This window comes from Thermosynechococcus sp. HY213 (genome assembly GCF_031460975.1).
In the GTDB taxonomy this organism is placed as follows: Bacteria; Cyanobacteriota; Cyanobacteriia; order Thermosynechococcales; family Thermosynechococcaceae; genus Thermosynechococcus.
This window is the reverse complement of sequence record NZ_JAVKVB010000007.1, coordinates 82,477-96,643: the sequence shown is the minus strand read 5'-3', so window position 1 is coordinate 96,643 and position 14,167 is coordinate 82,477. Positions and strand designations below refer to the sequence as shown.

Below are 14,167 nucleotides of genomic sequence, written 5' to 3'. Positions count from 1 at the left end.
CAAAAATACTTTTTACACTATTTTGCAGCGGGTCTGCAGCGGATCCCTTGCCTATGGCGCCGATCAAAGAACTGCCTATCCCCGATTTTTTTGATGCCACTAAGGTTGCTCAAGTGTGGCGCGTTCCCTACCAAGAGCGAGCAGTGCAGGCGCGGCAATGGGCACAGCAGTATCAAATTCCCCCTGCCGCTGAGGATCGGCAGCGTACGATCCTTTTGCTCATTGATGTGCAAAACACCTTTTGCCTACCCGACTTTGAGCTATTTGTCCAAGGGGCGGTTGCGGATAATCAACGCCTCTGCCGCTTTATCTACACCCACCTTGCCCACATTAGCGAGATTATTGTTACCCTCGATACCCATACCGCCAGTCAAATTTTTCATCCCCTCTTTTGGCGAGATGCTACCGGGGAACCGCCGCCACCTCTAACCACGATTACCGTTGACGATGTTGAGCGGGGGCGATGGCAACCCAATCCCCATCTGCTAACCTCCCTCGGCATGACTGATCAAGAGAGTTTGCAGGCCTATGCCCGGCACTACGTTGCCCAGTTAGCCGCCAAAGGCAAATTTCCGTTGACGATTTGGCCTTACCACTCGATGCTGGGGGGGATTGGCCATGCCCTTGTGTCTGCTGTGGAGGAGGCCTGTTTCTTTCATACTGTGGCGCGACAGCAGCAAACCCGCATCGAACTCAAGGGGAGCCACCCCCTGACGGAGAATTATTCGGTGTTGCGTCCAGAGGTGAGCCATGACCTCCAAGGGCGTCCTTTAGTGGCGGTGAATAGCGCTTTGATTGAGCATCTGCTGGCGGGCGATCGCCTGATCATTGCCGGTCAAGCCAAAAGTCACTGTGTTGCTTGGACGGTGGCCGACCTGCTCAGTGAAATTCAGCAGCGCGATCCCCAACTAGCGCAACGCGTCTATCTCCTTGAGGATTGTATGTCCCCTGTGGTGGTGCCGGGGGTCGTGGACTTCAGCGAAACTGCCAATGCAACCTTTGCCCAGTTTGCTGCTGCCGGCATGCACCGCATCAGTACTAGCAGTGCTTCCCTGAATCTTTAGTTGATCTAAAGACTTACCACTTCTGAAAAGAGACAGTTTAGGATCGGGGCTAGATGCATCCTCACTAGGGAGGGGCTATGACTGATTTTGCAGCTCACGAACAAGCCCTCGATCGCGATTGTTTGACCCTATCTCGCCACGTTCTCCAGCAACTCCAAAGCTTTGACGCCGCTGCCCAAGACCTGAGTGCCCTGATGAATCGCATTGCCCTTGCTGGCAAACTGATTGCTCGCCGTTTGAGTCGAGCGGGTCTCATGGAGGGGGTGTTGGGCTTTACAGGGGCAGTGAACATCCAAGGGGAAGACGTCAAAAAAATGGATGTCTATGCCAATGAAGTCTTTATTGCGGCCTTCAAGCAAAGTGGCTTGGTGTGTCGCCTTGCTTCTGAGGAAATGGAAAAGCCCTACTACATTCCCGAAAACTGCCCCATTGGCCGCTACACGCTGCTTTACGATCCCCTCGATGGTTCCTCCAATGTGGACATTAACCTGAACGTAGGCTCCATTTTTGCGATTCGCCAGCAGGAGGGCACTGATCTAGACGGCACCGCTGCTGATCTTCTACAAGATGGCCACAAGCAAATTGCCGCGGGCTATATTCTCTATGGCCCTAGTACGATGCTGGTCTATTCCCTGGGCAGGGGCACCCATGTTTTTGTCCTTGACCCTAGCCTCGGCGAGTTTATTCTGGCGATCGAGAACCTGCAAATTCCCGCTAGTGGCTCCATCTACAGTGTCAACGAAGGCAACTTCTGGGCATGGGAAGAATCCATTCGTAACTATGTCCGCCATGTCCATCGCCAGCCCGGCTACAGTGCCCGCTACAGTGGTGCCCTTGTCGGCGATATTCACCGCATCCTCATGCAGGGGGGGGTCTTTCTCTATCCGGGCACCCAGAAAAATCCCGCGGGGAAGTTGCGTCTACTCTACGAAGCGGCACCGATCGCCTTCCTCGTGGAACAGGCCGGTGGCAAAGCCAGTACCGGCACCCAACCCCTCCTCGATGTCGTGCCTGATCATCTGCACATGCGCACACCACTCATTATTGGCAGCCCTGAGAACGTTGCCCTTGTGGAATCCTTTATTCAGCCTACCCCTGCCAACGCAACTGTGACACAGGTGTAACCCATGGTAATCCTATTTGAAAATCCCCTGCGGGTCGGATTACGCCAAGAGCGCACCCCAGAACCACTGATTCTAGTGATCTTTGGTGCCAGTGGAGATCTCACCCAGCGCAAGCTCATTCCCTCCATTTATCAACTGAAACTGGAACGCCGTCTGCCCCCAGAACTCACGATTGTTGGTGTGGCGCGTCGCGACTGGAGTGATGACTATTTTCGCGAGCATCTGCGCCAAGGGGTCGAGGAATTTGGCGGTGGCATTCAGGCGGAACCCCTGTGGCAAGAATTTGCCCAAGGCCTGTTTTACTGCTCTGGCAATATGGATGATCCCGCCGCCTACACCAAGCTGAAAACCCTCTTGGCCGAGCTGGATGAAAAACGCCAAACTCGCGGCAATCGCGTCTTTTACCTTGCGGTCGCACCGAACTTTTTCGTTGAAGCGATTCAACAACTAGGGGCAGCCGGTCTATTGAGTGATCCCCAAAAGCATCGCCTCGTCATTGAAAAGCCCTTTGGCCGCGATCTCACCTCTGCCCAAGCCCTCAATGAAGTGGTGCAGTCGGTGTGCAAAGAGGAGCAGGTTTACCGTATTGACCACTACCTCGGCAAAGAAACCGTTCAAAACCTGATGGTGTTTCGCTTTGCTAATGCTATTTTTGAACCCCTCTGGAACCGCCAGTACATAGATCATGTGCAGATTACCGTTGCCGAAACCGTGGGGGTTGAAGACCGCGCGGGCTACTATGAAACTTCGGGTGCTCTGCGGGACATGGTGCAAAACCACATCCTTCAGTTATTGGCCTTGACCGCCATGGAACCCCCCAATGCCCTCGATGCCGATAGTCTGCGCAACGAAAAGGTGAAGGTGCTCCAAGCCACCCGTTTAGCAGATTTGGATAATCTCGATGCCTGTGCTGTCCGCGGCCAATACCGAGCCGGCTGGATGAAGGGCAAACCTGTGGTGGGTTACCGCGAAGAACCGGGGGTGAGTCCCACCTCCACCACGCCCACCTATGTGGCACTCAAACTGGTGATTGATAACTGGCGCTGGCAGGGGGTGCCCTTTTATTTGCGCACGGGTAAACGCTTGGCAAAAAAAGTGACGGAAATCTCGATTCAGTTTCGCGATGTGCCCCTGCTGATTTTCCAGTCGGCCGCCCGCCAAACCAACCCCAATATTCTAACAATGCGTATCCAGCCGAATGAGGGGATTGCCCTGCGCTTTGAGGCAAAGATGCCCGGTGCAGATCTGCGCACGCGCACGGTGGAAATGGACTTTAGCTACGGCTCCTCCTTTGGAATGGCAACGGCGGATGCCTATGCGCGGCTCTTGCTGGACTGCATGCTCGGGGATCAAACCCTGTTTACCCGGGCGGATGAGGTGGAAGCGGCTTGGCGGGTGGTGATGCCGGTGCTCAGTGCTTGGGATGCCCCTACGGATCCAGACACGATTCCCACCTATGAAGCGGGGACATGGGATCCCGATGCCGCAGAAGCGATGATTAATGCCGATGGTCGGCGGTGGCGGCGACTGTGATCTTTATCCATCATGGGAAGAGATGGGAATCAAGGCCGAACTTCATTCACAGATAGGTACCTAGGTATGGCAACTGAATCAACTCCCCTCGTAGCGCTCCAAGATCCCGTGGATGTCTCATTAGATGATATTGAGCAAAGTTTGCGGCAAATTTGGCTCAGCCATGGCGGGGATGGTACGGCGCCAGCAGCAGTGCGGGCAACCACCTTTACCCTAGTTGTCTATGAGGCGGATGATACCCAACAATTGCTAGCGGCCTTGGGCTACTACACAGGCCCCATTGATGGTATTCTTGGCCCCCGCATGCAGTCGGCGATTCGTGCTGCTGAAAAGAATCACAACTTGCCCTTGACGGGTCGAGTCACGCCCCAACTGCGGCAGGCCTTGCAGGCAGAATATGCTCAGGGAACCCCTCGGAGCGATCGCTATGCCGTGGATATGCGCGGTAGTGGCATTGCTGACGCGATCGCCAGCCAAAATCCCTGTCGGGTGATTGCCCTGTGTCCTACCCTTGGCGAAGATACGGGAATTACTGCTCAGGTGGCGGCCTACTGCCCGATCAACAAAAAGATGCGCAGTTCCCTCGTTTGCTGTGAATACATTACCCTCAAGGGCACCCATAGCGCCTTCCAGCGGGTGGAACCCCTGTTGCAGTCTTTAATCATTCGCGAACTCCCCCGCTTTTTGTGGTGGAAGGGGGACTTGTTCAATAACTTTGAGTTGTTTCAAACCCTTGCGCCCCAATTTAGCCGCGTGATTGTGGATTCCAGTGAATTTCTCGATCCGCTGCGGGGCTTGCGGGCAATTGCCCCCCTCCTTGAACAACCGCTTCCCCTAACAGATCTAAACTGGCGCCGTCTGGGGGCATGGCAAGAACTGGCGGCTGAAGCCTTTGATCCCCCCGAACGCCGTTTGGCCATTCAGGAAATTGATCAGGTGGTCATTGACTACGAAAAGGGCAATCCCGCCCAAGCTTTAATGTACCTTGGCTGGTTAGCTTCCCGGCTTCAGTGGCAGCCGCGCCAGATCCGCCACGAGTGCGGTGACTATGATGTCTATCACGTGGAACTGGTGGCCTCCGATCAACGGTTGATTAAGGCAGAATTAGCAGGCATTCCCACGGGTGATGCTGGCCTCGTGCTGGGGGATTTAATTGACCTCAAACTCACCTCCTCCAATCTCCAAGCCGATTGCTGTACAATCATTTGCTCAGAAACCCGTGGCTGTATGCGCATGGAGGCCGGGGGCAGTGCTCAAATGTGCCGTACTTATCATGTGTCTCCCCTGAGTGATCTCACGGCTGAGGTGCTCTTGAGTCAGGAACTTCAGCGCTGGGGACAAGACTTCCTCTACAGTGAGAGTTTTGCCGTTGTGGCTCAGATGCTAGCCTTGATGCCCTAGCATGAGATCCCATGACCGAAGATTTTCGCCTTGTCATTGACCTCAGTGTGGTACTGGGGGCAGCGGCAGTAGGAGGTGTGTTGGCGGCTTTGCTGCGACAACCGATCCTGCTGGGCTACCTTTTGGCCGGTATGTTGGTCGGGCCAACGGGCTTGGGACTCCTCAAGGAAGTACCTCAAGTGGAAGGTTTGGCACAACTGGGGGTGGCCTTTTTGCTCTTTGCCCTAGGGGTGAGCTTCTCCCTCGGTGAAATTCGCAAAGTTCAAGGGGTTAGCTTGGGGGGCAGTGCCCTGCAAATTTTCCTGACCATTGCAGTTACAACGCTCATTTCCGTTGGGGTTGGCTGGGTAAGTTCCCCCAATCAGGGGATTTTCCTCGGTGCTGTCCTCTCCCTCTCTTCAACAGCAGTGGTGCTGCGCAGCCTCATGGATCGCAATGAGCTGGAGTCGATCCAAGGGCAAATTATGCTGGGCATCTTGGTGGTGCAGGATCTGGCGGTGGGCTTGATGATTGCCGTCTTACCCGCCCTGAACAAACCCCCAGAGGAGTTGGGACTTGCCCTCGGCCAAGCAGTCTTGACCATTGCTTTGATTGCCGTGGGGGCGATCGCCGCTGGGATGTGGTTGCTGCCGCCTCTGCTACGGCTACTGGCCAAAACAGAAAGTCGTGAGCTTTTCCTTTTAGGCGTCGTTGCCCTCTGTTTGGGAATTGCCCTGCTGACCCAGTATTTGGGGCTTTCGATTGAGATTGGTGCCTTTATTGCCGGTCTGATGATCTCCGAGGTGGAGTATGCCGATCAAACTCTCGATTACGTGGAATCGATCCGCAATGTCTTTACCACGCTCTTCTTCGCTTCCATTGGTATGCTCATTGATCCAGTGTTTCTCTGGCAGCACTTGGATCGCATTATTGAACTGGTCAGCCTAGTGATTCTGGGTAAATTCCTGATCACCACCCCCATAGTCAAGCTCTTTGGCTATTCGTGGAAAACGTCATTACTGGCGGGGATTGGGCTGGCTCAGATTGGGGAATTTTCCTTTGTGCTGCTGACGGCAGGGCGGGGCTTGGGATTGGTGTCCCAACAAGTTTATCTGCTCACCCTCGGCACGACAGCAGTGACGTTGCTGGTGACGCCCTTTTTGTTAAAGCTGGTGCCTGTGCTGTTGGAACTGCCCCTACTGCGCCGCATCCTCAAGGAAGATGAAATCCTCGACATGGATTTAACGGGGTTGCCGCAGCGGAACCATGTGATTGTCTGTGGCTATGGTCGCGTCGGCAAGAGTGTGGTGAAACTCCTTCAAAAACAAAATTATCCCGTGTTGGTCATTGAGCAAAGTGAAACGGTGATTAACGAAGTGCGCGATGCCCAACTGCCCTACATTTACGGCAATGCCGCTAGTACCACCATTCTGGCCAAAGCAGGCGTCGATCAAGCCCTTGGTATGGCGATCGCTCTCTCGGATAGTATGAGTACCCGCCTCTGTCTCAAGCGTGCCCTAGAGTTTGCCCCGGAACTGGATGTCATTGTGCGCGCCAATAGCGATCGCGACATTGAGTTGCTTTATCAACTGGGGGCACGGGAGGTGGTGCAGCCCGAGTTTGAAGCCAGTCTGGAGTTGGCCGCTCATCTATTCTTTACGCTAGGCATGGGTGAACGCCACATTCAGCAGCAGGTACAACAGGTGCGCGACAGCCACTACGCCAATTTGCGCGGCGATACTCCCCCGGAGGGAACCGCCCGTCTCCTGCGGCAAGCAGCTCAGGATATGAATAGTCGCTGGCTGACCGTCCCTGAGGATTCCCCCATTCGGAGCATGAGTCTTGCGGAAATTCAACTGCGCCAGTTGACGGGGGTGACTCTGTTGGCCATTGTCCGTGCCAATGGTACTGAGGTGGATTATCCCAGTGGTGAAACCTGTCTTGAGGGGGGCGATCGCCTCCTGATTGTTGGTCAGCCAGCAGAGTTTGCAGCTTGTGAAGCCCTGATCAATGGCCGTGTCAGTGTGCCCCAAGGGGAAACCTTGTTTCTTTGGATCATGTTGCCCAAAGAGATTGGCGAACAACATCGCACCATTGCCGATCTGCATCTGCCTGAGACCATCACCATCCGTGCCCTGCGGCGAGAGGGAACGCTGCTCTTGGAACCCAAGGAGGACTGTCCCCTAATGGCGGGCGATCGCCTCCTCCTCACTGGCTCTATGGCTGCCCTACAGCGCATTGGCGATCAACTGCAAGCGCGATCCACTCCGCTGCCACCGTGAGCACGCAGCAGCCAGCACTGTAGAGATACTCATGATCCTTGACTATAGACTATAGCTAGAAAACTCACCCCGACGTGCCCCAAATGATCTTCTGTTCAGCCACAATCTCACTGCTAGGAGCATAGATCCAACTCTTGGATCATTTTCAGACCCAACAGTACCGCCAATGTCATTTGCCCAAACTTAATAAACTCTATTACTAACCAAATTAGCTTTAGCTTCTGTTAATAAGAATCAGCGCCTAGTATAATCTTAGACGAAGAATTATTCCTCCTCTAAAAACGGATATACAAGAAGTCATGCTACTAAATCGATCTTTGTCAAGAGGGATTGAGAAAACGATCAGGGCTATTAGACTGTTTCTGATTGCACCTGCAAGAAACCCAATTACAAAACTTGAGTCTTACCTATATTTGCCCTACATAGAAAAGAATGCAAACATACTTCAGTTTGACCGGGATATTAATAACGTAGATATCCCTATGAGAATTTGCTATCACTTAGTTCCGGAAGAATTTTCACAAAACTCACTCTATGGTATATCCAAAACAATCAAGCATTATGCTGGCATTCAGCCTAAAAAAAAGCTTCTGGCGCCTATCGAACATGGTTGCTATCTAGATGATTCCGGAGCACCTGACGATGATCCCTTTGCAAGGGCAATTATTACATTCAGTGAGTTTAGAAAAGAAGTTATTTCAAAGTATACAGAGAGGAAAGTATTACCTATAGGGCCATATATACATTACGCAGAGTTAATCGATATTGAAACACTAAAGGATTACAAGAAAAAACTTGGAAAAACGCTACTATTTTTCCCTGCACACTCAACCCATCTAATTAAAACTTCATTCAATCATTTACAGGCTATCGAATGGCTTAGAAGAGTATCAAAGGATCATCAGTTTGAATCAGTACTTATTTGTTTTTACTGGAAAGATTGCCGTCCTGAAATTGTAGAACTCTACCTGAATGCAGGGTTTCACTGCACAACAGCAGGTCACATTTATGATTGGAATTTTCTGAATCGTCTTAAATCAATCATCTGGCTGTCAGATGTCACTGCTTCTAACGCTATTGGTACTCACATTGGGTACTGTATTTACATGAATAAACCCCATTGGCTATTTGAACAACAGATAATCTGTACAGCAGATGTTCTGATCAACATTCCCTTGAAAATCAGGGTAGAGAATGGTATAAAATTTTATCAAGAAAGAAAAACATATCAATCAATTTCATCACATTTAACGAATTTATTTCGCGATATCTCACTGAGTGTTACACATGATCAGTATGAAGCCTGTAACTATTTTTGGGGATTTAACTGTATCAAGACAGCAGAAGAAATGAAAAGAGAATTGACTCCATTAATTGAATAAAATTGAGTAACCCCGATAGTGACAAACGACTGTTTCTTTTCTTGAGGTAGCCATTCCAAAACAGCGTCATCGGCAAGATAGTAGTGGATTGTTTCTTCCACAGAGATTTTGGCACGACCATGGACTTTGGCGGCGGTAGCCGCTGTCAACCATCCACTCCGCTGCCACCGTGAGCACGCAGTAGCCAATGCAACTGATAAACATATCGCGCGGTCGTTGCCACTTCTCGGGCAAATTGTTCGCTTTCCAGAACCCCCAAAGCAGTGCCAATCACGGGGATCAACTCGCCACCCAATTCTTCCCTCAACATCACTAATGCGCGACTCAACACCGCCTCCACTGTGTTGTCGGTAAAAACTTCAAAGGCACTGTCTTCCAAGAGGCCGGCGATCGCCCCCCGTTCACTGTCCTCAGAAGGATGCAGCAAACTCAACAATAGATGCTGACGTTCCTTGGCAGTGCCGGCAAAACTGATCCCCAATGTGCCCCAGATGATGTGCTGTTCAACTGTGGTCTCACTGCCAAAGCCATAGCACAAGCCCACCGCTTGAATGGTTTTGAGACCCAATAGCAGAGTCAACCCCACATCCACCAGTTCGCCCAGAAAGTCAAAGGGAGCAGTGATCAGGGCTTCCAAGGCAGCGTTGGTCAAGGCCGCACCGGCAACCCTAGCTTGCAGGCGATCGCACACCTCTAGGGGTTGATCCTTGAGATCCTGCCAATGATCGACTGGCATCCGAGTGTTCCCCAATCGCTGTTTCAGGTGTTGCCAAGCCTGATCACTATTGGCTAGTAGGCGATCGCCCGCCTTACGCAGAATCGCTAGATGTTCAGGGGACAACATCCGACTGATATGACGCTCGACTGTGGCATTGACCGATTGCACCGCCTGTTGCAGAGGGTTCGTTTCCTCCCGCAGCCACGCACTGATTTTTTTAATTTGTTGCCGCTCATAATCCGTAAGAGCAAGATTGCGGGTCATCGTGGCCACACCCGGCGATAACAAACCGTAAGATGAGAACCTTGCTCCTGCCGCAGCAATTGCCAAGCCGCCACAAACCAGCGCCATAATTCCCCCATAGAGTAACCGCGATAGCGACAAACCACTCCACGAATCAGGGCACTGACCTAGGGCGCGCCAAGCCTCGACACTCATGCTGGGGAAGGGCAGTACGAACGGCAGAGCCGTCCTATAATAGAGAATCCCTAATCCCAAATCAAGGTGAAATCCATTACAAAGTTAGGCAACAGGGGCTCTCCTGAAAGACAAGGGGGATGTTCCAAAACCTGCACAGCTTGCCCAGATCGATAACAGTAAACCTGTCGCATTTCGGGATCAACTAACCAACCCAGTTGGGCACCATTGTCCACATACTCCTGCATCTTGACTTGGAGAGCAGCCAAATCATCGGTTGGCGACTTGAGTTCCAACACAAAATCAGGACAGATGGGGGCAAAGCGGCGCCGTTGCTCAGGGGTGAGGCGTTGCCAGCGACTTTTTTCAATCCAAGCAGCATCAGGGGAGCGAATGGCGCCATTGGGTAAACGAAAACCAGCGGAGGAGTCAAAGGCTACACCCAGCTTTGTTTGTTGGTTCCAGTGCCATAACTGGGCACTGAGACTGAGGTTTTGACGGCTACTTTCACTGCCGGCAGGCGCCATGGCAATCAATTCTCCCTGAGCGCTACGCTCTAGCCGTAGCTCAGGGTTACTACGGCAAAGTTGCTCGAAGGCTTCATCAGTTAATTCAATCGTGGGACGCAGGTTCAGAGCAATCATGGGTTTGTTTTGCAAAAAAGGGAGCTTTTGGCCAAGGGAGATGCTTGCTCGCTTCCCCAACTGGGTTGCCAGAAGTATACAGGGGAGCTTGATGTCTGACATAGGACAACTCTAGTTCAGCCGGCCACACGGTTCTAGCTCCCCACCGCCGTTAGGGATTGCCGCTGCTGTTGCACTTGGAGATAGACCAAAAGGGCATTAATATCTGCCGGGTTGACCCCACCAATACGGCTGGCTTGACCAATGGTGAGGGGGCGGATGGTACTGAGTTTTTCCCGTGCTTCCATTGAAAGGGTGGGGATGGCAAAGTAATCCAAATCCGCAGGGAGCGGACGCTGGTCTTGACGGGCAATCTGCTCAATTTCCCGTTGCTGCCGTTCAATGTAGCCGGCGTATTTAATGGCAATTTCAACCGCCTCTTTCTCTTGGGGAGTCAGATCGGGATTGCCAAGGCCATGGCGATCCAGTAGGTCGTAATGTACCCCCGATCGCCGCAGCAACTCATCAAGGGCAATGGCACTCTTAATCGCTTGACCCGTCGCGGCCACAATCGCTTCGCCCACGGGTTCATGGGCTTTAATGCGCGTCATTTGCAGGCGTTGGGTCTCCGCCGCAAGGCGCTGTTGCTTTGCTTGAAACACTTGCCACTGGGCTTCACTCACCAAGCCAATCTCGTGCCCCAAGGGGGTGAGCCGCTGGTCAGCATTGTCCGATCGCAACACCAAGCGATATTCCGAGCGGCTGGTGAGCATGCGGTAGGGTTCCCGCAGTTCCTTCGTGCACAGATCATCAATCAGGGTGCCGATGTAGCTCTCTTGGCGTGGGAAGGTGATCATCGGTTTCCCCTGAACAAAGCGAGCCGCATTGATCCCGGCCACAATCCCTTGGGCGGCGGCCTCCTCATAGCCGGTGGTACCGTTGATTTGTCCGGCACAAAACAGCCCCTGAATCTTTTTCGTCATCAGGGTGGGAAAGCACTGGGTTGCCGGCAAGTAGTCGTATTCCACTGCATAGGCCGGACGCAGCATGATGCAGTTTTCTAGCCCCGGCAGGGTGCGCAACAGTTGCAATTGCAGCGGTTCCGGTAGCCCCGTGGAAAAGCCTTGGATATAGAGTTCTGGTGTATCGCGGCCTTCGGGTTCAATGAAAATTTGATGGCTTTCTTTGTCAGCAAAGCGGACAATTTTATCCTCAATACTGGGGCAGTAGCGGGGGCCTTTGGCATCCACCCAACCGCCATAGACGGGCGTCAGGTGCAAATTTTCGCGAATGAGTTGGTGGGTAGCAGCGGTGGTGCGCGTCAAGTAGCAGTTCATTTGGGGTCTTTCCACCCATGCGGTGGGGTCAAAGCTAAACCAGCGTACCTGCTCATCTGGGGGTTGCGGTTCCATCTTGCTGTAGTCCACCGATCGCCGATCTACCCGTGCGGGTGTTCCTGTTTTCAGGCGATCCACCTCAAAACCGAGCCGTGCTAAGGTTTGGGAGAGTCCCTCAGCGGCAAATTCGCCAGCCCGACCAGCGGCCATGGATTTATTTCCCACCCAAATGCGGCCACCGAGGAAGGTTCCCGTTGTCAGGATCACTGCTTGACAGCGAAAGGCGACGCCAAAGTAGGTTTCAACCCCAATCACCGTGTCATTGGCATCAAGGACTAAATCCGTGACCATGCCTTCGCGCACGAGCAAGTTGGGCTGATTTTCCACCACCTGCTTCATGACGGCGCTGTATTCGCGCTTATCGGTTTGCGCCCGCAATGCCCAGACCGCTGGCCCCCGTGAGGCATTCAGGAGCCGCTTTTGCAGATAAGTGCGATCGGTCACACGCCCAATTTCGCCCCCAAGGGCATCCACTTCATGCACCAGTTGCGATTTTGCGGGGCCACCCACGGCAGGATTACAGGGCTGCCAAGCAATTTTATCGAGGTTGAGGGTCAGCAAGAGGGTACGACAACCCAACCGTGCCGTTGCCAAGGCCGCTTCACAGCCGGCGTGACCGGCACCAACAACAATGACATCAAATTCATCCTGAAACGCAGGCAGCGTTGACATGGCGATTGCACCCTAGGCTAGCGATGGTTTAGAAGAACGTGGCGCTACTGGAGAACCCCGATAAGAGTTGGACAATAAATTGCAAGAGGAAGAAGGCAATAATCGGCGAAAAGTCAAGGCCACCGATGGGGGGAATCAGGCCACGAAAGATATTCAGGTAGGGATCCGTTAACTGACTGAGAATCGAAAAGGGCGGATTGTACCAGTTGATATTGGGAAACCACGACAGCAGAACCCGAATCAGCAGCACAATTAAGTAGATCTGCAAAAAGTTCGCAATCCCCATCAATAGAATGGGCAATACAGGTGCCTCGGTCATTGGTCTTCCCCTTGCAAATTCAAGTGCATCCCTTATTGTACCAATGCTGGCAAGAAGCTAGCCCCAGCGGTCATTCTCCCTCGCTAGACTAGGAAATAGAAGTTTCTGCATGCATTCCCATAAAGTTATCGCTGTGCCCCTGCATAGGGGAGCGATCGCCAAAGGATAAAGAGATAGAGGCCTGTCCGACAGCGGCTTTGACTGTTTTGGGCGGGTTCCATCCTTGGGAAAAGGGCTGTATTCTGGATGGCGGCGTTTTCATTGACATTCAACTGAAGTTCAGGGGTTCAATATGTTACAGATGTCGGCCACGGGTCATATATTGGTGGGCACCTATGCCCTGATTGGATTTACCATCTCTGGCCTATCGTTTTTGCGGGCTTGGGTACAGCGGCAGTACAAGGGTTCTGTGCAACGTTTGAAGGAAGAGTGCGATCGCCTGCACCGAATTGTCAGCGAACAAGCCCAGCGCATCGAAGGGCTAAAGGAACTGGTCAGCCGTAGTGAACAGGAGCGCGATCGCCAGCGCCAAGAAATTGAGCAATTGCGCTCAGAGGTGGAACGGTTGCAAAACCGCTGTCAAGAGCTAGAAGACCAACAACAGCAACTACACACTCAAGTTAGTGACTATCGCCAACAGGTGGTGGAATTGACGCATGCCCTCAACACTAGCCAAGCGGAAAACGAAGCCCTACGGGACAATTGCGATCGCTATCGCCAAGAGCTAGAAGACCAACAACAGCAACTACACACTCAAGTTAGTGACTATCGCCAACAGGTGGCGGAATTGACGCATGCCCTCAACACTAGCCAAGCGGAAAACAAAGCCCTACGGGACAATTGCGATCGCTATCGCCAAGAGCTAGAAACCGCCTACCAGCGCAGTAGCAGCCTCGAAGAAGAATACGCCAGTCAAACGGCGACATTGACCGCTTCTCTGACCACGATTGAAGCCACCTGTCGCGAAAAAGAGGCAAAACTAGCGGCTTGTCATGCCACAGTCAGCGAGCGCGATCGTGAAATTGACGGGCTACGCCATGAGATTACAGATCTTAACCAAGAAGTTGAGCAGCTTCAGCAAACTGTTGAACACCTGCAAACACAGAAGCAAGGAGCAAATATCTACGCCCAATGGCTGACATGGCTCAGCAGCACCGTGGCGATCGCAACTCTAGTACTCAACCTTGGGCCTTGGAGTCCGCTGTGGACAGCCATCTATTCTCACCTGCCGATGTTTTCCTAGAGATTCAAATTGT

Annotated in this window: 11 protein-coding genes; 7 read left to right on the top strand and 4 right to left on the bottom strand. The window is 52.6% G+C overall.

Going from position 1 to position 14,167, the window contains the following annotated elements; all coding sequences use genetic code 11:
* Window positions 1-53 precede the first annotated feature (53 nt).
* The 6 genes from RHK62_RS03610 (at window position 54) to RHK62_RS03585 (ending at window position 8,765) form a co-directional block, all read left to right on the top strand.
* Window positions 54-1,064, top strand: coding sequence for an isochorismatase (locus tag RHK62_RS03610; RefSeq protein ID WP_302676679.1), 1,011 nt, complete (start codon window positions 54-56; stop codon window positions 1,062-1,064).
* Between the two features lie 77 nt (window positions 1,065-1,141).
* A complete protein-coding gene (gene fbp / locus RHK62_RS03605) occupies window positions 1,142-2,188 on the top strand; it encodes a class 1 fructose-bisphosphatase (RefSeq protein ID WP_206201242.1) in 1,047 nt (348 codons plus the stop codon).
* Between the two features lie 3 nt (window positions 2,189-2,191).
* Window positions 2,192-3,721 (top strand): glucose-6-phosphate dehydrogenase, encoded by a 1,530-nt coding sequence (zwf, locus tag RHK62_RS03600; protein ID WP_310453282.1) that lies wholly within the window; start codon window positions 2,192-2,194, stop codon window positions 3,719-3,721.
* Window positions 3,722-3,787: 66 nt separating this feature from the next.
* Entirely contained in the window at window positions 3,788-5,122 is a 1,335-nt protein-coding gene (gene opcA / locus RHK62_RS03595) for a glucose-6-phosphate dehydrogenase assembly protein OpcA (RefSeq protein WP_206201244.1), read from the top strand.
* Between the two features lie 11 nt (window positions 5,123-5,133).
* Window positions 5,134-7,383: a cation:proton antiporter gene (locus tag RHK62_RS03590; protein ID WP_310453281.1), complete on the top strand. Its 2,250-nt coding sequence runs from the start codon at window positions 5,134-5,136 to the stop codon at window positions 7,381-7,383.
* A 299-nt stretch (window positions 7,384-7,682) separates the two neighbouring features.
* Window positions 7,683-8,765, top strand: a complete 1,083-nt coding sequence (locus tag RHK62_RS03585; RefSeq protein WP_310453280.1) for a hypothetical protein — start codon at window positions 7,683-7,685, stop codon at window positions 8,763-8,765.
* A gap of 145 nt (window positions 8,766-8,910) precedes the next feature.
* On the opposite strand, the gene RHK62_RS03580 is transcribed toward RHK62_RS03585, so the two are convergent.
* The 4 genes from RHK62_RS03580 to RHK62_RS03565 all read right to left on the bottom strand — a co-directional run bounded on the left by RHK62_RS03580 (window position 8,911) and on the right by RHK62_RS03565 (window position 12,911).
* Window positions 8,911-9,747 carry an EcsC family protein gene (locus RHK62_RS03580; RefSeq protein WP_310453279.1) on the bottom strand — a complete coding sequence of 279 codons (837 nt, stop codon included), beginning with the start codon at window positions 9,745-9,747 and terminating at the stop codon, window positions 8,911-8,913.
* Between the two features lie 224 nt (window positions 9,748-9,971).
* Window positions 9,972-10,544, bottom strand: a complete 573-nt coding sequence (locus tag RHK62_RS03575; RefSeq protein ID WP_206201247.1) for a Uma2 family endonuclease — start codon at window positions 10,542-10,544, stop codon at window positions 9,972-9,974.
* A gap of 134 nt (window positions 10,545-10,678) precedes the next feature.
* Entirely contained in the window at window positions 10,679-12,592 is a 1,914-nt protein-coding gene (gene mnmG, locus RHK62_RS03570; protein WP_206201248.1) for a tRNA uridine-5-carboxymethylaminomethyl(34) synthesis enzyme MnmG, read from the bottom strand.
* Window positions 12,593-12,620: 28 nt separating this feature from the next.
* A complete protein-coding gene (locus RHK62_RS03565) occupies window positions 12,621-12,911 on the bottom strand; it encodes a YggT family protein (protein WP_149817300.1) in 291 nt (96 codons plus the stop codon).
* Between the two features lie 292 nt (window positions 12,912-13,203).
* Here RHK62_RS03565 and RHK62_RS03560 point away from each other — a divergent pair, with 292 nt between their 5' ends.
* Window positions 13,204-14,154: a hypothetical protein gene (locus RHK62_RS03560; protein ID WP_310453278.1), complete on the top strand. Its 951-nt coding sequence runs from the start codon at window positions 13,204-13,206 to the stop codon at window positions 14,152-14,154.
* The last annotated feature ends 13 nt before the right edge of the window (window positions 14,155-14,167 follow it).